Annotated in this window: 18 protein-coding genes; 10 read left to right on the top strand and 8 right to left on the bottom strand. The window is 62.1% G+C overall.

Annotated features, from left to right (window positions below):
• Positions 1–33: 33 nt before the first annotated feature.
• Together paaX and paaY are read left to right on the top strand one after the other, a co-directional pair.
• Complete coding sequence (paaX, locus tag ACOWVD_RS00780; protein WP_049240727.1) at positions 34–972, top strand: phenylacetic acid degradation operon negative regulatory protein PaaX; 939 nt, start codon at positions 34–36, stop codon at positions 970–972.
• Between the two features lie 12 nt (positions 973–984).
• Positions 985–1,581, top strand: a complete 597-nt coding sequence (paaY, locus tag ACOWVD_RS00775) for a phenylacetic acid degradation protein PaaY (protein ID WP_004935205.1) — start codon at positions 985–987, stop codon at positions 1,579–1,581.
• A gap of 37 nt (positions 1,582–1,618) precedes the next feature.
• On the opposite strand, the gene ACOWVD_RS00770 is transcribed toward paaY, so the two are convergent.
• The 5 genes from ACOWVD_RS00770 to ACOWVD_RS00750 all read right to left on the bottom strand — a co-directional run bounded on the left by ACOWVD_RS00770 (position 1,619) and on the right by ACOWVD_RS00750 (position 6,512).
• Positions 1,619–3,016 carry an amino acid permease gene (locus tag ACOWVD_RS00770; protein WP_021505795.1) on the bottom strand — a complete coding sequence of 466 codons (1,398 nt, stop codon included), beginning with the start codon at positions 3,014–3,016 and terminating at the stop codon, positions 1,619–1,621.
• A gap of 20 nt (positions 3,017–3,036) precedes the next feature.
• On the bottom strand, positions 3,037–4,224 hold the full coding sequence (locus ACOWVD_RS00765) for an aromatic amino acid transaminase (protein WP_049240728.1): 1,188 nt from the start codon (positions 4,222–4,224) through the stop codon (positions 3,037–3,039).
• A gap of 58 nt (positions 4,225–4,282) precedes the next feature.
• Positions 4,283–4,654, bottom strand: a complete 372-nt coding sequence (locus ACOWVD_RS00760) for a RidA family protein (protein WP_021505797.1) — start codon at positions 4,652–4,654, stop codon at positions 4,283–4,285.
• Between the two features lies 1 nt (position 4,655).
• Positions 4,656–5,453: an alpha/beta hydrolase gene (locus ACOWVD_RS00755; RefSeq protein ID WP_406887426.1), complete on the bottom strand. Its 798-nt coding sequence runs from the start codon at positions 5,451–5,453 to the stop codon at positions 4,656–4,658.
• 147 nt (positions 5,454–5,600) lie between these two features.
• Positions 5,601–6,512, bottom strand: a complete 912-nt coding sequence (locus ACOWVD_RS00750; RefSeq protein ID WP_049240732.1) for a LysR family transcriptional regulator — start codon at positions 6,510–6,512, stop codon at positions 5,601–5,603.
• A gap of 98 nt (positions 6,513–6,610) precedes the next feature.
• Here ACOWVD_RS00750 and ACOWVD_RS00745 point away from each other — a divergent pair, with 98 nt between their 5' ends.
• Entirely contained in the window at positions 6,611–7,228 is a 618-nt protein-coding gene (locus ACOWVD_RS00745; RefSeq protein WP_049240733.1) for a glutathione S-transferase family protein, read from the top strand.
• Positions 7,229–7,232: 4 nt separating this feature from the next.
• Entirely contained in the window at positions 7,233–8,147 is a 915-nt protein-coding gene (locus ACOWVD_RS00740) for a pyridoxamine 5'-phosphate oxidase family protein (RefSeq protein WP_421105376.1), read from the top strand.
• Between the two features lie 37 nt (positions 8,148–8,184).
• Here ACOWVD_RS00740 and ACOWVD_RS00735 read toward each other — a convergent pair whose 3' ends face one another.
• Entirely contained in the window at positions 8,185–8,400 is a 216-nt protein-coding gene (locus ACOWVD_RS00735; protein ID WP_004935234.1) for a glycogen synthase, read from the bottom strand.
• A 211-nt stretch (positions 8,401–8,611) separates the two neighbouring features.
• Here ACOWVD_RS00735 and gabD point away from each other — a divergent pair, with 211 nt between their 5' ends.
• The 3 genes from gabD to ACOWVD_RS00720 all read left to right on the top strand — a co-directional run bounded on the left by gabD (position 8,612) and on the right by ACOWVD_RS00720 (position 10,982).
• On the top strand, positions 8,612–10,087 hold the full coding sequence (gabD, locus tag ACOWVD_RS00730; RefSeq protein ID WP_015378365.1) for an NADP-dependent succinate-semialdehyde dehydrogenase: 1,476 nt from the start codon (positions 8,612–8,614) through the stop codon (positions 10,085–10,087).
• Between the two features lie 90 nt (positions 10,088–10,177).
• On the top strand, positions 10,178–10,591 hold the full coding sequence (locus tag ACOWVD_RS00725) for a GyrI-like domain-containing protein (RefSeq protein ID WP_016927177.1): 414 nt from the start codon (positions 10,178–10,180) through the stop codon (positions 10,589–10,591).
• Positions 10,592–10,613: 22 nt separating this feature from the next.
• Positions 10,614–10,982, top strand: a complete 369-nt coding sequence (locus tag ACOWVD_RS00720) for a glyoxalase/bleomycin resistance/extradiol dioxygenase family protein (protein WP_025159860.1) — start codon at positions 10,614–10,616, stop codon at positions 10,980–10,982.
• A 6-nt stretch (positions 10,983–10,988) separates the two neighbouring features.
• On the opposite strand, the gene ACOWVD_RS00715 is transcribed toward ACOWVD_RS00720, so the two are convergent.
• The gene (locus ACOWVD_RS00715) at positions 10,989–11,384 is read right to left on the bottom strand and encodes a (R)-mandelonitrile lyase (protein WP_016927176.1); all 396 of its coding nucleotides are present in this window, start codon (positions 11,382–11,384) and stop codon (positions 10,989–10,991) included.
• Positions 11,385–11,557: 173 nt separating this feature from the next.
• Here ACOWVD_RS00715 and ACOWVD_RS00710 point away from each other — a divergent pair, with 173 nt between their 5' ends.
• Positions 11,558–12,451 carry a LysR family transcriptional regulator gene (locus ACOWVD_RS00710; protein ID WP_016927175.1) on the top strand — a complete coding sequence of 298 codons (894 nt, stop codon included), beginning with the start codon at positions 11,558–11,560 and terminating at the stop codon, positions 12,449–12,451.
• Here ACOWVD_RS00710 and ACOWVD_RS00705 read toward each other — a convergent pair.
• Positions 12,448–13,437 carry an aldo/keto reductase gene (locus ACOWVD_RS00705; protein ID WP_421105375.1) on the bottom strand — a complete coding sequence of 330 codons (990 nt, stop codon included), beginning with the start codon at positions 13,435–13,437 and terminating at the stop codon, positions 12,448–12,450. The two genes, ACOWVD_RS00710 and ACOWVD_RS00705, sit on opposite strands and share 4 nt — an antisense overlap.
• 305 nt (positions 13,438–13,742) lie before the next feature.
• On the opposite strand from ACOWVD_RS00705, the gene pqqU reads away from it, so the two are divergent.
• Together pqqU and ACOWVD_RS00695 are read left to right on the top strand one after the other, a co-directional pair.
• On the top strand, positions 13,743–15,881 hold the full coding sequence (pqqU, locus tag ACOWVD_RS00700; RefSeq protein ID WP_421079963.1) for a TonB-dependent receptor PqqU: 2,139 nt from the start codon (positions 13,743–13,745) through the stop codon (positions 15,879–15,881).
• A gap of 147 nt (positions 15,882–16,028) precedes the next feature.
• Positions 16,029–18,401 (top strand): glucose/quinate/shikimate family membrane-bound PQQ-dependent dehydrogenase, encoded by a 2,373-nt coding sequence (locus tag ACOWVD_RS00695; protein WP_044030922.1) that lies wholly within the window; start codon positions 16,029–16,031, stop codon positions 18,399–18,401.
• Positions 18,402–18,536 lie beyond the last annotated feature (135 nt).

The following is an 18,536-nucleotide window of genomic DNA, read 5'->3' as shown; positions in this document are numbered from 1 at the left end:
TGTGGCTCATCGAAGGCTAACCCATGGAAAAATATGGAACATAAACTGGATGAGTTCATTCGCCACGCCGTCGACGCGCAGCCGATCAGCGGCACCTCGCTGATCATTTCGCTGTACGGCGACGCGCTCAGCCACCGCGGCGGCGAAGTGTGGCTCGGCAGCCTGAGCGCGCTGCTGGAGGCCTTCGGCTTCGGCGATCGTTTCGTGCGCACCTCGGTGTTCCGCCTGCAGAAAGAGGGGTGGCTGGCGGTGGAGAGAATCGGCCGCCGCAGCTTCTACCGCGTGACCGAGCAGGGGATGCGCCAGTTCCGCCACGCCGAATCGAAGATCTATCTGCGCGAGCAGCCCGCCTGGGACGGCAAGTGGGAGCTGCTGCTGCTGGAATGCGCCGAAAAAAGCGCGCGCGCGCGGCTGAAAAAAGAGCTGGGCTGGCTCGGGTTCGGGCAGATCGCCAACAACCTGATGGCCGCCCCCACCCATGCGCAAACCGACGTGACGGCGCTGCTCGGCGAATTGAACGCCAGCGAGCAGGTGATCTACTTCCGCGCCGATTACCCCTACAACCGCTCCGAGCAAACGCTGCAGAAACTGGTGGCCGACTGCTGGTCATTGAGCGAGGTGGCGGCCGGTTATCATGAGTTTATCGTCTCTTTCCGGCCGCTGATGGCGCTGCTGCGCGAAGTCGACCCGGCGGCGCTGACGCCGCTGCGCTGTTTCCAGATTAAGCTATTATTGATTCACTTCTTCCGTCGCGTGGTGTTGAAAGATCCGCTGCTGCCGGACGCGCTGCTGCCCGCGCAGTGGGAGGGCCAAATCGCCCGCAACCTGTGCATCAATCTCTACCAGCAGGTCGATCGCGCCGCGACGGAGTACGTCAGCGCGCTGGCGGAGACCACCATCGGCGCCCTGCCCGCGCCGGCCGCCGGTTACTATCGGCGCTTCGGCGGCCTGCCGCGCGACCCTACATATTAAGGAACTCACGCTATGCCTGTGTATCAGATTGACGGCCTGACGCCGGTCGTTGACCCCAGCAGTTACGTGCACCCGACGGCGGTGCTGATCGGTGACGTGATCGTCGGCAAACACGTGTATATCGGCCCGAACGCCAGCCTGCGCGGCGATTTTGGCCGCCTGGTGATCTGCGACGGCGCCAACATTCAGGACAACTGCGTAATGCACGGCTTCCCGCAGCAGGACACGGTGGTGGAAGAAGACGGCCATATCGGCCACGGTGCCATCCTGCACGGCTGCCGCATTCGCCGCAACGCGATGGTGGGCATGAACGCGGTGGTGATGGACGGCGCGGAGATCGGCGAGAACACCATCGTCGGCGCGATGGCGTTCGTCAAAGCCGCGGCGACGATCGAAGCCAACAAGCTGGTGGTAGGCAGCCCGGCGCGCGTGCTGCGCGATCTGACCGAACAGGAGCTGGCCTGGAAGATTGCCGGCACCCGCGAGTATCAGGATCTGGTGCAGCGCTGCAAATCCTCGCTGCACGAAGTGGCGCCGCTGACCGAGATCGAACCGGGCCGCCAGCGCCTGAGCTTCGGCGATCACCTGATCCCGAAAAGCCAGCTTTAATCCCCAGGGCTGAGGTGCGCCTCAGCCCCTTCCCGCATTACTCCACTTCCGGCGCCTTGAGCGGCGACGGCGCAGCCGCGCGGCGGCTCTGGAAGTGATAAGCCACCACCAGCAGCAGAGTGAACGGAATACCGAACCACAGCGTCATGCGGAAGAATTCGGTAAACGCCGTCGAGATCATTAGCGCCGTCATCAGCCCGGCGCCCAGCAAGGTGGTATAGGGGAACCCCCACATGCGGAACTTCAGGTGAGTCTGCCGATGCCGGCGGCGGAAAAACAGGTGGGTGACAAAAATCATCAGCCAGGTAAAACAGGCGCCATACACCGAAATAGACATCATGGCGGCGAACGAGGTTTCCGGCGCCACCAGGCTCAGGACGATGGACACCACGATGCCGATGCACGACATCGCCAGCGCATTGACCGGAATGCCGCGCCGGCTGACGCGCCCCAGCGCCGCCGGCGCTTGCCCGGCGCGCGACAGCGAGAACATCATGCGGGTGGTGATGTACAGCTGGCTGTTCATCGCCGACAGCGCCGCCACCAGCACGATAAAGTTGAAAATACCGGCGGCGGCGGGCAAATGGATCACGTTCATCGCCATCAGGAACGGGCTTTCGCCGGTGCCGGACTGCCGCCAGGGCACGATGGCCAACATTAGGGCAATCGACAGCATGTAGAAGATGAACAGCCGCACGATGGTGCCCTTGAACGCCGCCTTCACCGCAATCACCGGATTTTTCGCCTCGCCGGCGGCCACCGCGATCATCTCAATGCTCAGGTAGCTGAAGATGGACACGATCACCGCAAACCACATGCCCTTGACGCCAAACGGCATAAAGCCGCCGGCGGTCAGGTTGCGCAGGCCATAGGCCGGGTTGCCCGAGAACGCCAGAATGCCGATGCCGATCAGAATAAACGCCACGATCGCCGTTACTTTGACGGTGGACAGCGCGTATTCCACCTGGCCGAACGACTTCACGCCGATCACGTTAACGACGATCACCGCCGCCGAGAACAGCAGCACCCACGGCCAGGTCGGCGTCGCCGGGAACCAGAACTGCATGTACATGCCGATGGCGGTGACTTCGGTGCCCACCGCCAGCACCACGCAGGACCAATAAGAATAACGCACCAGAAAACCGAACAGCGGGCCGAGATAGAATTCGGCGTAGTCGCCGAACGAGCCGGGCGTCGGGTGTTCGGAGGTCATTTCCGCCAGGCTGCCCATCAGCAGCAGCGCAATGACGCCGCCGATCAGGTAGCTCAGCAATACCGACGGCCCCGCCATCTGAATGGCGTAGGCGCTGCCGAGAAACAGCCCGGTGCCGATGGCGCCGCCAATCGCCAGCATCGACATCTGCCCGGCGGTAAGATGCTTGTTCAACCCACCCTGACGGCGGGCGATATGCTCAAAATCATTCATCTGTGGCATGGCTGGGTTCCCGAGCGGAGTTAGGCGGTGCGAGTGACGTCGAGGATCGCGGCGGTCACATAGTCGATGTTGCCGGGGTTAAGCCCCGGCAGACACATGCGGCCGGGCGAGACCAGATAGATGGCGTAGCGCTGCCGCAGGGTCTGCAGTTGCGCTTCGTTCAGGCCGGTATAGCTGAACATGCCGCGCTGATCGCGTATGCGCCGGTGATCCAGCGAAGAGCCGCCCTGCGCCAGCCCGGCGGCCAGCTGTTCACGCATTTGCTTGATGCGCGAGCGCATTTCCGCCAGCTCATTGCGCCAAAGCTCGCCGAGTTCGGCGTCGCCGAGCAGGGTTTCCACAATCTGGCTGCCGTGCGTCGGCGGGCAGGAGTAGCTGCGGCGGATCAGCGTTTTTAACGCCCCTTTGACGTTGGCGGCATTTTCCGCGTCGGCGCAGCGCACCGACAGCGCGCCCAGACGCTGGCCGTACAGCGCGACGTTTTTGGAAAACGAGTTGCAGACCAAAAACGGCAGATCGGTTTTCAGCGCTTCGCGCAATGCAAAGCAGTCCTCCTCCAGCCCATCGCCGAAGCCCTGATAGGCGATGTCGAACAGCGGCAGCAGGTTACGCCGCTGCAGCACGGCGAGCGTGGCGCGCCACTGCTCCGCCGTCAGATCGGTGCCGGTCGGGTTATGGCAGCAAGGATGCAGCAGGACTACGCTGCCGGGCGGCAGGCTGTCCAATGCGTCGAGCATGGCGGCGAAACGCAGGCCGCCCGCCGCTTCATCAAAGTAGGGATAGGTATTCACCCGCAGCCCGGCGCCTTCGAAAATCGCCCAGTGATTGGCCCAGGTGGGATCGGACACCCAAATTTCACCGCGCGCCAGAAAGTGGCGCAAAAAATCCGCCGCCAGCTTCAATGCGCCGGAACCGCCGACGGTCTGCACCGTGGCGATCTCGGCCGCCTGTTGCTCACCGAACAGCAGCGACTGCACCTGGCGAGCGAACTGCGGCGAACCTTCGATCGGCGGATAACCGTGCGGGCAACGCAGCGCCAGCAGCCGCTGCTCGGCGGCCTCAACCGCCTGCATCAGCGGAATATTCCCCTGTCGGTCGTAATACAGCCCAATGCCTAAATTCACTTTTTTCGGATTGGGATCCTGCAAATAGGCTTCCATCAGCGACATAATAGGATCGGCGGCGGAAGGTGCAATCTGTTTAAACATGACGCATCCTTAACTCGTTATTGAATTAATATGAAGGTTGACTTAAGAAGAAATTAAATCAGGCGATGGCGCTGACGGTAATTTCTATTTTCATTCCCGGCACCACCAATTTTTCGACGATGACCGTGGAGCGATTGGGATAAGGATAATTAAAGTATTTCCGGTAAATATCATCGAGACATTTAACGTCGTTGACGTCGGTGAGATACACGATCACCTGCAGCACCTTATCGCTGTGGCTGCCCGCCGCCTTCAGCGTCTGCGCCAGATTATCGAAGGTCAGCGTAATCTGTCGCTCCGGCGCGCCGGTGTCGATGCTGCCGTCCGCCCGCACCGGGCCGTGAGCGGTAAACAGCATGCCGCCGCCCCGGGTGGCCCAGGAAAAAGGCTGGCCGATCTCCGGCAGCCCGGTCTCTACGATCTCGCGCATGTCAGTGGTTCCCGTGGTGGTTAAGTTGGTGAAGCAGCGCGCCGTCGGCGGCGAACAACGCATCCAGAATGGTAAAATGATTGGCGCCGGGCACCGCGACCAGATCGGCCGGCAGCCCGCGTTGGCGCAGCGCCGCATGATAGTGTTGCGACTGGCCTCTCAGTTCCGGCAGTTCCAATGCGCCGTAATACAGCGTAAGCGGTTTGCCGCGCGTCGGCAGGCGGCGTGCCGGGCTGAGCGTTTCAATTTGCCGCGCGCTCAGCTGCAGCGCCCGATTAACATAGCTTTGTTGCAACGGCGCCAGCTCGAACAGGCCGCTGATGGGAAAGACGGCATCCACCAACGCATGCTGCTGCCAGAACGCCGCCAGCTGCCCGCCGGCGGAATGGCCGCACAGATAAACCGGATGGGCATAGTGCGGCGGCAGGCGGCGCTGAATGGCATCCAGCGCCACCCCGATCTGTCGGCATATTTCGTCGAGATCCACCGCCGGCGCCAGCGCATATTCCACCAACACCACGTCAAAACCCAACGCCAGCGGCCCGGCGGCGATAAAGGCGAAATCCGCCTTATCGCAGAATTGCCAATAGCCGCCGTGAATAAAAATTAACGTCCCCTGATGCCGCTTTGCAGAATAGAGCCAATCAAATGTTTCGCGTTCGCCGTTGCCATAAGCAATATTATTTTCATGGCGCGTCTGTTTATAAATAGCCGCGCTGCGAGTTTGAAATGAAGTCAAAATAGCCGCTTCATTATCCACCGTGGCGCCGTTATCATAACTCCCCGCAAGTGGTTTCATATATTAAACTTCGTTTATTATTTAAAATGTAAATTAACTATTAGCACCGGCAAGATTATTGTCAAGACGGGCGCGTCAGCAATGCGCGCCCGGTAAAATAAAACCTGATGAATAATGAAAAAGTTTAACCCATGAAACTTTTTGCGCTTATTTCCCCCGCCCGTCCGGCTGAATTTGCGGCAAGGCGCTGAGCCGTTCAAATGCATAATCCCAAAAGGCGCGCACCTTCAGCGGCATGTGCTGCGCCTGCTGCGCCACCAGCTGTACCGGCATCGGCAACGGCTCATGATCCGTCAACAGCCGCACCAGCGTACCGGCGGCCAAATCGTCCGCCACCTGATACGAGAGCAACCGGGCGACGCCCTTGCCGGCGCGCACCGCCAGCAGTTGCGCTTCCACGTCGTTGAGCAACAGCCGGGGAGTCAATCGCACGCGCTCGCCGTTTTCCTGCGGGCCGAAGCGCCATTCGCGCAGCGACGGCCGCTGGGTGCCGACGATGGTGGCATGCTCCGCCAGCTGCGCCGGCGATCGCGGTTCACCGCAGCGCGCCAGGTAATCCGGGCTGGCGACCGTCACCCGGCTGACCTGCCCCAGCCGCCGCGCCACGCGGGAAGAATCCTGCAGATGACCGATGCGCACCGCGATATCCAACCCTTCGTCAATCAGGTCGAGATTGCGATCGTTCAACACCATTTCGATCTGCATCTGCGGGTAGTCATCGAGAAACGCCATCACCACCGGCGCCACGTAGCGGCGGCCGAACTGCACCGGCGAAGTAACGCGCAGCAAGCCGCTCAGCTGTGCTTCGGCGGTATCCTGCACCACCGCCTGATAATCCTGCAGCAGCTGTTGCGCACGCTCCAATAGCCGCGCGCCCGCTTCGGTAGGCGCCAGCCGCCGGGTCGTGCGCTCCACCAATCGGGTGCCGAAACGCTGTTCCAATGCGGCGATCGCCCGGGTGACCGCCGGCGCCGAACGCCGCAGCTTGCGCCCGGCCGCCGCCAGGCTGCCCTGCTGCACCACCGCCACGAAGATGGCCAACTCGTCTAGCCGATCCATAGATTCTTCCGAAAAGTGAAATTATCAATTTCCACATTGCCGGATTTCGCTCGTTCAACGCAAGAGTATGCTGACAAAAAGCACTGAGGAGAAACGCCATGTCCACCATCACACTCTACGGCACCCCGCTTTCCGGCCACGTTCATCGCGTGGCGTTGCTGCTGCGCATGCTGGCGCTGCCCTATGCATGGGTCGAAGCCTCAACGGACGTACGGCAGAGCGCAGCCTTTCGCCGGCTGAACCCGTTAGGCCAGATCCCGGTCTTGCAGGATGGCGATCTGACGCTGGCCGACAGCAACGCCATTCTGGTCTATCTGGTGAAGCGCTATGCGCCGGACAGCCACTGGCTGCCGGAACAGCCGGCGGCGGCGGCGCGAGTGCAGGCCTGGCTTTCCAAAGCCGCCGGTGAAGTCCGCTACGGCCCGGCGGCCTGCCGACTGATCGCCCAATTCGCCGTGCCGGAGGATTATCAGACGGCGCGGGCGGTCAGCGATCGTTTCCTGCCGCAGATGGAACAGCACCTGAGCGAACGCGACTACCTGGCCAGCGAACACCCGACCATCGCCGATCTGGCCTGCCACAGCTACGTGGCGGTCGCGGCCGAAGGCGGCATTTCGCTGTCGCCTTACCCTGCGATACGTCGCTGGGCGGCGCGCATCGCTGCACTGCCCGGCTTCTTTGCCATGCCGGCCCTGCCGGAACCGGCGGGGAGCTGACGCCATGATCCCGCAACTGTTCCATCCCGATGAGCTGCGCGCGCAGACGCTGGCCGGGTTTGGCGGCGTAGGCGGTGGCATCTACCCTGCGATGCCGGATCAGCACCGCGCGTTTTTCGCCGCGCTGCCCTACCTGTTCGTCGCCACGCTGGATGAACAAGGCTGGCCGATCGCCACCCTGTTCACCGGCCCGCCCGGATTTTTACGCACGCCGGACGACACGCACCTGCGTATCAGCGCACCGCGTCGCAGCGACGATCCCGCCCAGGCGCTGTTGCTGCCCGGCAAACCGGTCGGCGCGCTCGGGCTGGATTTCAGCAACCGGCGGCGCAACCGCGCCAACGGCACCGTCGGCCGCACCGACAAAAACCGGGTGGAGATCGTCGTTCAGCAAAGCTTCGGTAACTGCCCGCAGTACATTCAGCGCCGCGAACTCTACCCGGTGGACAGCCGGCCACAGCCGGTTGAGCATTTAGCCTCGCTGGATGCGGCGGCGCAGGCGCTGATCCGCACCGCGGATACCAGCTTCGTTGCCAGCTGCGCGCACCTGGCACTGGCGCAGGGCGGCGTCGATATTTCCCATCGCGGCGGCCGCCCCGGCTTTATCCACCTGGAAGGTGACACGCTGTGGATGCCGGACTTTCGCGGTAACCGCTATATGAACACGCTGGGCAATCTGCTGGCCGAACCGCGGGCGGCGCTGCTGCTCATCGATTTTGAACGCGGTGACGTGCTGCATCTGCAGGGGGAAACGCAGATCCTCTGGCAAGCGGAGGGGCATCTCGGCGTTGAAGGCGCAGAACGCTATTGGCGGTTTGACGTGCGCCGCGCCTGGCGTTTTACGGCGGCGTTGCCGTGGCGGGGGCGTAATCTGGAGTATTCGCCGGCGACGCTCGCGACCGGGGTGTGGCAGCGCTGAAATGAAAAGCCCCGCTGCGGCGGGGCTGGTTCGGAAATTACAGGCTGTGTTCGGCCGCCGATGCGGCCTGATAAAGCTGACGAAAATAATTCAACCGCGCAAAGAACAGGCGGCTTTGCTGCTCCGACATATTGCCGGCCACCTGCCCGGCGTCAATCTGCCGCCCTTGCCATTCCATCAGAGCGATGCTCGACGCCAAAAAATCCATTTCGCTGCCGTAGGCCGCGAGATGTCTGTCCACTGATTTCATCATTCGCACACTCCTTTTAATTACATCGAAAAGGGTCATATGCCTGCTCTTTTAGTATCGGCCCGGCAAAGGATATTTTTTGTACAGAAGGTGCGCATAAAGAAAACCACCATCTTGTTGCCGCGTGGGCAAACGGCGGCGGCAAAATTTGCTAGGGTAAAGGGTAGCCGTATGGGATAGACCACTCTGTTGAACTCAGCAAAGGAAGAGACTCATGAGCACCAGTATCTGCGCTACCCTCAAGGATCCCACGCTGTTCCGCGAGGCCAACTACATCGACGGGCAATGGTTGCCGGCCCAGGAAGGCCGTTCGATCGCCATTCATAATCCCGCCAACGGCGAACGGATCGGCCACGTACCGGCCTTCGGCGCCGAAGAAACCGCACGCGCCATCGCCGCCGCCAAAAAAGCGCTGCCCGCCTGGCGCGCGTTGACCGCCAAAGAGCGCGCCGGCAAGCTGCGCCGGCTGTTTGAATTGATGATGGAAAATCAGGAAGATCTGGCGCGCATCATGACGGCGGAACAGGGCAAACCGCTGGCCGAAAGCCGCGGTGAAATCGCCTATGCCGCCTCCTTTATCGAATGGTTCGCCGAGGAAGGCAAACGGGTGTATGGCGACACCATTCCACAGCCCCAGGCCGGTCGCCGCATCATCGTGCAAAAAGAGCCGATCGGCGTGTTCGCCGCCATCACCCCGTGGAACTTCCCGGCGGCGATGATCACCCGCAAAGCCGGCCCCGGCTGGGCCGCAGGCTGCACCGGGGTGATCCGCCCCGCCAGCCAGACCCCGTTCTCGGCGCTGGCGATCGCCGTGCTGGCGGAGCGCGCCGGGCTGCCCGCCGGGGTATGCAACGTGATAACAGGCCCCAGCAAAGGCATCGGCGGCGAACTCACCGCCAACCCGGACGTGCGTAAACTCTCCTTCACCGGCAGCACCGAAGTCGGTGCGCAGCTGCTGGCCCAGTGTGCGCCCACCATCAAGAAAACCAGCATGGAGCTGGGCGGCAACGCGCCGTTTATCGTGTTTGACGACGCCGATCTGGACGCCGCCGTGGCCGGCGCGGTCGCCTCGAAATACCGCAACGCCGGCCAGACCTGCGTCTGCACCAACCGTTTTCTGGTGCAGGACGGCGTATACGATGCTTTCGCCGCCAAACTGAAAGCCGCCGTCGCCAAGCTGAAAGTCGGCAACGGCCTGGATGACGGCGTCACCATCGGCCCGTTGATTAACCCGGACGCGGTGGAAAAAGTGCGCGAGCATATCGCCGACGCCGTCGAGCACGGCGCCTCGGTGCTGCTGGGGGGCAAGCCTGACGCGCTGGGCGGCAATTTCTTCACCCCGACCATCCTGACCGATGTGCCGCGCACGGCGAAAATCTTCCGCGAGGAGACGTTCGGCCCGGTGGCGCCCCTGATCCGCTTCAGCCAGGAGGCCGACGCCGTCGAACTGGCCAACGACACGCCGTTCGGCCTGGCCGCTTACTTCTACAGCCGCGACATCGGCCGAGTGATGCGCGTGGCCGAAGCGCTGGAGTACGGCATTGTCGGCATCAACGAAGGGTTGATTTCCACCGAGGTGGCGCCGTTCGGCGGCATGAAACACTCCGGTTTGGGCCGCGAAGGATCGAAGTACGGCATCGAGGACTATCTCGAAATCAAATACCTATGCCTTGGCGGCGTGGATGCCTGATGCGTTCGGCCCCCGCACCTGCGGGGGTTCTGTCTGGCGTTTGCTATCTTTAGGTTAGGCATCTTTGTGCGGTTAAAAGGGATTGTCTCTATGCGGCCCATCTCGGTACATCTGCCCGGCTTTTACGTCGCCGGCCAAACAGTCAGAACCACCAACCAGAACGAAACCCAAGCCGAAACGGCAAAGATTCCCGCGCTGTGGTCGGATTTTTTCGCTACCTCACCCGCCCTGCCGGTATACGGGGTCTATTCCAATTACGCTTCCGACGCCAGCGGGCCGTTTGACGTCACCGCCGGCAGTGAGGCACAGAGCGGTTTACACATCCAACCCGGCCGCTATCTGGTCTTCCCCGCCCGTGGCGCGATGCCGGCGGCGGTCATCGCAAGCTGGCAGCGCATCTGGGCCTACTTCGAACAACACCCTGAGATCGAACGCCGCTTCCTGACCGACTTCGAAGCCTATACCGGCCCCGACGCGGTCGATATCCACATCGGCTGCCGCTAACGCGACAATGAGGTCAACGATGATCGCCTTCTCGCCCGCCATTCCGATCCTGCGTATCTTTTCGGTCGACAAGGCCAAAGAGTTTTACCTGGATTTTCTCGGTTTCACGCTGGAATGGGAGCACCGTTTCAGCGAAGACCTGCCGCTGTACATGCAGATTGCCCGCGCCGGGCTGACGCTGCACCTGAGCGAACACTACGGCGACAGCACGCCCGGCGCCGCCATTTTCATTCCGATGCAGGACATCGATGCGCTGCACCGGGAGCTCACGGCCAAAAACTACCGCTATGCACGGCCGGGCCTGGAGATTGTCGATTGGGGCAAGGAACTGAACCTCACCGATCCGTTCGGCAACCGCCTGCGGTTCTGCGAACAGAACCGCAGGTCCTGAGCGCCGTTATTGCCGGTACTCCGCCTCGCTGACCGGCTCCAGCCAGGTCACCGGAGTGCCGTCCAGCGCTTCGGCGATGGCGATATGAGTCATGGCGGTGTCCGGCGTCGCACCGTGCCAGTGTTTGACGCCAGCCGGGATCCAGACGATATCGCCGGGGTGCATTTCCTGCGTGGCCTCGCCCCACATCTGGATCCAACCGCGCCCCTGAGTGACGATCAGCGTCTGGCCGAGCGGATGCGTATGCCAGGCCGTGCGGGCGCCGGGCTCAAAGGTGACGGTTGCGCCGCCCACTCTGGCCGGCGCTTCGCCGGCGAACGGCGCGTCGATGCGCACCTGCCCGGTAAAATAATCCGCCGAACCGCGCTGTGATGGGATCGAACCGCTGCGTTGTATTTTCATCTGTTTTATCCTCCGCGCCGGCTCTCACAACCGGCGCTGATAGTCATAAGTGAGTGATGCCAAGATAGCGCCATGCTTTTCCGCCGACTAGCGGGTAAAATGCGCAAGGAGCTATGAGCTAAATTCATAAATCTACGCGCGGCCGCGCCCTAACCTTGCTCTTCGGTGCCGATATGTTGAAAGAAAACGTTAACGACCTGATCGCTTTCCTGATGGTGGCCAGAGAACGCAGCTTCACCAAAGCGGCGGCGCAGCTTGGCGTTTCCCAATCGGCGCTCAGCCACGCTATACGCGGGCTGGAAGAGCGCCTGGCGCTGCGCTTGCTCACGCGCACCACCCGCAGTGTCGCCCCTACCGAGGCCGGTGAGCGGCTGCTCAACAGCATCGGTCCGCGCTTTGCGGAGATAGAAAACGCGCTGAACGCGCTGGGTGAAATGCGCGATCGCCCGGCCGGCAACATCCGCATTACCGCCGGCGAACATGCGGTGGATGCGGTGCTGTGGCCGGTGCTGCGCACTTTCCTCATCGATTACCCGGACATCAACGTGGAAATCACCGTCGACAATAGTCTGGCCGACATCGTCGTCGGGCGTTTCGACGCCGGCATCCGGCTGGGGGAACAGGTGGCGAAGGACATGATCGCGGTGCGCATCGGGCCGGACATGCGCATGGTGGCCGTCGCCTCACCCGCCTATTTCGCCCGTCACGGCCTCCCCGCCACGCCGCAGGCATTGCAAAACCACCGTTGCATCAACATGCGTTTGCCCACCCTCGGCGGGCTGTACGCCTGGGAATTTGCCCGCGATGGCCGGGAGATCAAAGTACGTGTGGAGGGGCAACTGACCTTCAACAGCCTGCGCCAGCGGATCGACGCTGCGCAGCTCGGCCTCGGTATCGCCTTTGTGCCGGAAGACAGCGTCGCCGAGCCGTTGGCCGACGGGCGGTTGCAGATGGCGCTGGACGACTGGTGCCCGCCGTTTCCCGGTTATTACCTCTATTATCCAAGCCGCAGGCAACACACCACCGCCTTTGCGCTGCTGATTGAGGCGTTGCGGCGCGGGGCTTAACGCCCGACGTTTTTCTGCAGATGCGCCGGGTAACGATCGCCGATCACGTCGATAGCGGAGAGCGCGCGCTCAATCTCGCCCAGTTCGTCCGCCGCCAACACCACCGACGCCGCCGCGAGGTTCTCTTGCAGCCGATGACGCTTGGTGGTTCCCGGGATTGGCACGATCCACGGCTGTTGCGCCAACAGCCAGGCCAAGGCGATCTGCGCCGACGTCACGCCCTTGCGCTGCGCTATCTGCCCCAGCACGCTCACCAGCGCCTGATTGGCCCGGCGCGCTTCGGCGCTGAAGCGCGGCACCAGGTTGCGAAAATCGCCGCTGTCAAAGGCGATGTCTTCGGTGATGGCGCCGGTGAGAAAGCCCTTGCCGAGCGGGCTGAACGGCACCAGACCGATGCCCAGTTCCGCCAGCGTCGGCAAGATTTCACGCTCCGGCTCGCGCCACCATAGCGAATATTCGCTTTGCAGCGCCGTAATCGGCTGCACCGCATGGGCTCGCCGGATGGTTTGCGCTCCGGCTTCCGACAAGCCGAAGTACTTCACTTTCCCTTCGCGAATCAGTTGCTGCACCGTACCGGCCACCTCCTCGATAGGCACTTCGGGATCGACGCGATGTTGATACAGCAAATCGATCGTCTCTACCCGCAGGCGCTTCAACGAACCTTCCACCGCCCGGCGAATATGCTCCGGACGGCTGTTCAACACCTGTTGCCCCGCCGGCTGCGGCAAGTCGAAACCGAACTTGGTGGCGATGACGACCCGATCGCGCACCGGCGCCAGCGCTTCGCCCAACAATTCCTCGTTCGTGAACGGACCGTAAATCTCCGCGGTATCGAAGAACGTCACGCCTTCGTCGACCGCGGCGCGGATCAGATCGATCGCCTGCCGTTTATCGGTGGCCGGGCCGTAGCCAAAGCTCAGTCCCATACAGCCCAACCCCAACGCCGAGACTTCCAGCCCTTCGCGCCCCAATTTGCGTGTTTGCATCTTCACTCCCCCACTGATTGATACCGGCCCCGCCTGACGCGGCGCCGTTCCGGTGTGATGACTGTAAAACGCGACTGCCGCCATGACTATGGGGCGAAATACGCTTGAGCTTATGAACCAGGCTCATGAATCCGTTAACCGTTGCTGGGACCAGCGTTTTTGCGGGAACGTTCCTGCCCGAGATACTCTATACTGATGTCAGGATGCCTTACCCTTTTCGTTTAGCGTCATGTAGATGGAGCGACAGATGGCTAACTCTGAATCGACCTGCGATTCCCTTTCAATACCAGTGGCAGATTTATTCCATGACCAATAAGAAAAGCGCCGTGCTTACCCCGGCTGCAATGCTATTGCTACAACCCATGTTTGCCAGCCAGGCGCTGGCGGCAGAAAATAATGAAGAGAAAAGCGACACCCTGGTGGTGATGGCGCAACCCATCGGATTGACCGAGCTGGGATCGCCGGTGTCCGTCAGCGTGATCGACGGGCAAGACCTGCGCAACGCCGCCCCGCAGATTAACCTGTCGGAAAACCTCGGCAGCGTGCCGGGCCTGCAGCTTCAAAACCGGCAAAACTATGCGCAGGATCTGCAGCTGTCGATACGCGGGTTCGGCAGCCGCTCGATGTTCGGCGTGCGCGGGGTGCGCATGTACGTCGACGGCATTCCCGCCACCATGCCCGACGGCCAGGGGCAAACCTCCAATATCGACATCAATTCCGTCGAGCGCATCGAGGTGCTGCGCGGCCCCTATTCCGCTCTATATGGCAACGCCTCGGGCGGGGTGATCAATGTTGATACGATTACCGGCACCCAGCCGCCGACGCTGGAGGCCGGCGGCTATTTCGGCAGCGACAACACCTGGCGCTACGGGGTGAAAGCGACCGGCGCCACCGGCGACGGCACCCAGGCCGGCGACGTCAACTATGCTATATCGGGAACCCGCTTCACTACTCAGGGCTATCGCGATCACAGCGCCGCGCGCAAAAACCTCGGCAACGGCAAGCTCGGCGTGCGGCTGGACGACGTCAGCACCCTGACGCTGATGTTCAACAGCGTCTCGATTGACGCCGGCGATCCGGGCGGCCTGACCGAAGCGGAATGGAAGGAAAACCCGCGCCAGGCGCCGCGCGCGGATCAATACAACACCCGCAAGTCGCTCGATCAGACCCAGGCCGGCCTGCGCTATCAGCGCCAGATGAGCGAGCGCGACGAACTGACGCTGACCGCCTACCACGGCGAGCGCCACACCACGCAGTACCAATCCATTCCACGCGGGCCGCAGCTCAACCCTACCCACGCCGGCGGGGTGATCGTGCTGGAAAGAAAATATCAGGGCATTGACACTCGCTGGAAGCATGAGGATACTCTCGCCTCGTTACCGGTAACACTGATCGGCGGTCTGGATTATGAAACCATGACCGAACGCCGGCAGGGGTTTGAAAACTTTATTCTGCGAGACGGCACAGTGGACTACGGCGAGAAAGGCGACCAGCGGCGCAACGAGAAAAACCGCATCTGGAACCTGGATCCTTACCTGCAAACCTCCTGGCAACTGACGCCGCACTGGACGCTGGACGCCGGCCTGCGCTACAGCACGGTCAGCTTCGACTCGACCGACTACTACATCACGCCGCGCAACGGCGACGACAGCGGCAGCAAACGCTACCACCAGTGGCTGCCGATGGGTTCGCTCAACTATAAAATCAATCCGGCGTGGAACGTTTATCTCTCCGCCGGCCGCGGCTTTGAAACCCCGACCATCAACGAACTCTCCTACCGCCCCGACGGCCAGGCCGGCCTGAACATCGGCCTGCAGCCGTCCACCAGCGACACCGTCGAACTGGGCAGCAAACTGCGCCTCGGCAACGGCCTGGTGAGCGCCGCCCTGTTCCAGACCGATACCGACAACGAGCTGGTGGTGGCGGAAAGCAGCGGTGGGCGCACCAGTTACGCCAACGCCGGCAAAACCCGGCGGCGCGGCCTGGAGCTGGCGCTGGATCAGGAGTTTGCGCTGGACTGGCGTCTGCATATGACCTGGACGCTGCTGGACGCCACCTACCGCAGCGATATGTGCGGCAAAGCCGTTTGTACCCCCGCCGGCAATCGCCTGCCGGGCATCGCCCGCAACATGGGCTACGCCTCGCTGGCCTATGCCCCGCCGGAAGGCTGGCACGCCGGCGCGGAGCTGCGCTACATGAGCGACATTCAGGCCAATGACGCCAACAGCGCGCAGGCTCCCGCTTACACCGTGGCCGGCGTAAACGCCGGTTATCGCTTTACCTGGAACCGCTGGGCGCTGGACGTGTTCAGCCGGGTGGACAATGTTTTCGATCGCCGATACGTCGGTTCGGTGATCGTCAACGAAGGCAACGGCCGCTACTTCGAGCCGGCGCCGGGGCGCAACTGGGGTGGCGGCGCCACCTTGTCTTATCGCTTTGAATAAGGCAAAGCACCTTAAGGTTAAAAAAAGGGATGGGTTTTACGTCACCCTAGCGGCTTCTCGCTGAAATAATAGGGAGAAACCGCGTGTTTTTTCCGATTTGGCTTAATCTCTAAATCGGGGACTTTCATTTTTGGTAAGGGTATTGCTATGCAAAATAAAGCGTCACTATCGCCGCTTATCGTCATAACGGCGCTGTTTGCCGCGCTGAGCGGGCTTTATCTGCTCGGCGGCGGCATCTGGCTGGCCAAGTTGGGCGGTTCGCTGTATTACATCATCGCCGGGCTGGTGCTGCTGGCGACCTCCTGGCTGCTGTTCCGCCGCCGCGCCACCGCGCTGCTGCTGTACGCGGTATTCCTGCTGGGCACCACCATTTGGGCCCTGTGGGAAGTGGGCCCGGACTTCTGGGCGCTGACGCCGCGCCTGGACGTCACCTTCTTCTTCGGCCTGTGGCTGGTGTTGCCGTTTATCTACCGCAAGCTGGTGGCCAACGGCAAATTCGCCTACGGCGCGCTGAGCGCGGCGCTGGCGATCACCGTCATCGCGTTGGCCTATGCCGTGTTCAACGATCCGCAAGAGATCAACGGCACGCTCGACGCCGCGCAGGTACAGCCGAAAGACGCCACCGGTGCCGACTGGCCGGCCTATGGCCGCACCCAGGAAGGCACCCGTTACTCGCCGCTGAGCCAGATCAACGACAAAAACGTTGGCCAGCTGCAAGAAGCCTGGCGTTTCCAGACCGGCGATCTGAAGACCGCCAACGATCCGGGTGAGATCACCAACGAAGTCACGCCGATCAAAATCCGCGATACCCTTTACATGTGTACGCCGCACCAGAAGCTGTTTGCGCTGGATGCCGCCACCGGTAAAGAAAAGTGGAAGTTTGATCCGCAGCTGAAATACAACCCAACTTTCCAGCACATCACCTGCCGCGGCGTGTCTTACCACGAAACCGCCGCAGCCGCAGGCGCTGCCGGCGATGCCGCACCGGCGATGTGCGCACGCCGCATCATTCTGCCGGTCAACGACGGCCGTCTGTTCGCGCTGGACGCCGAAACCGGCAAACCATGCCCGGACTTCGCCAACAACGGTGAGCTGAACCTGCAGAGCAATATGCCGTATGCGACGCCGGGCCACTACGAGCCGACCTCGCCGCCGGTGATCACCGATAAAGTGATCGTCATCGCCGGCGCCGTGACCGACAACTACTCCAACCGCGAGCCTTCCGGCGTGATCCGCGGCTTCGACATCAACAGCGGCAAGCTGCTGTGGGCCTTCGATCCGGGCGCGAAGGATCCGAACGCCATCCCGGCGGACGAGCACCACTTCGTGCCTAACTCGCCGAACTCCTGGGCGCCTGCCGCCTATGACGCCAAGCTGGATATCGTTTACCTGCCGATGGGCGTTTCCACTCCGGACATCTGGGGCGGCGATCGCACCCCGGAAATGGAACGCTACGCCAGCGGCCTGCTGGCGCTGAACGCCTCCACCGGCAAACTGGCCTGGTTCTATCAGACGGTCCACCATGACCTGTGGGATATGGACGTGCCGGCGCAGCCGACCCTGGCGGACATTACCGACAAGAGCGGTAAAAAAGTGCCGGTGATCTATGTGCCGACCAAAACCGGCAACATCTTCGTGCTGAACCGCACCAACGGCGAACTGGTGGTGCCGGCGCCGGAGAAACCGGTACCGCAGGGCCCGGCCAAAGGCGATCGCCTGTCGCCGACCCAGCCGTTCTCCGAGTTGACCTTCCGTCCTGAGAAGAAACTGACCGGCGCCGACATGTGGGGCGCGACCATCTATGATCAGCTGGTCTGCCGCGTGATGTTCCACAGCCTGCGTTATGAAGGCACCTTCACCCCGCCTTCCGAGCAGGGCACGCTGGTGTTCCCGGGTAACCTGGGCATGTTCGAATGGGGCGGCCTGGCCGTCGATACCGATCGCGAAATCGCCATCGCCAACCCGATCGCGCTGCCGTTCGTCTCCAAACTGATCCCGCGCGGCCCAGGCAACCCGATTGAGCCGCCGGAAGGCGACAAAGGCGGCAGCGGCACCGAGTCCGGCGTACAGCCGCAGTATGGCGTGCCGTTCGGCGTTACCCTGAACCCGTTCCTGTCGCCGTTCGGCCTGCCGTGCAAACAGCCGGCCTGGGGTTACATTTCCGCCGTGGATCTGAAAACCAACGACATCGTGTGGAAAAAACGCATCGGCACCGTGCGCGACAGCTCACCGCTGCCGTTGCCGTTCAAAATGGGCATGCCAATGCTGGGCGGCCCGGTGACCACCGCCGGTAACGTGTTCTTCATCGGCGCCACCGCAGACAACTACCTGCGCGCCTTCAGCGTGACCAACGGTGAAAAACTGTGGGAAGCGCGCTTGCCGGCCGGCGGCCAGGCGACGCCGATGACCTATGAGGTCAACGGCAAGCAGTACGTGCTGATCTACGCCGGCGGCCACGGTTCCTTCGGCACCAAGCTGGGCGACTACGTGGTCGCTTACGCTCTGCCCGATCAGAAGTAACCACCGCCGTTAGTACCCCGCAAAGCACGCCGCAAGACGTGCTTTTTCTTTTCCCGCCCGCCGGCTGTCCCCTCGCAATACCCTTAATTTTTTTACTCGCATTATTGATAATGGTTATCATTCGCAATATTATAC

This window comes from Serratia sp. SA088 (genome assembly GCF_049065515.1).
Lineage (GTDB): Bacteria > Pseudomonadota > Gammaproteobacteria > Enterobacterales > Enterobacteriaceae > Serratia > Serratia nematodiphila.
Note: the sequence above shows the minus strand (reverse complement) of the source record. Positions and strands in the feature narration are given on the sequence as shown.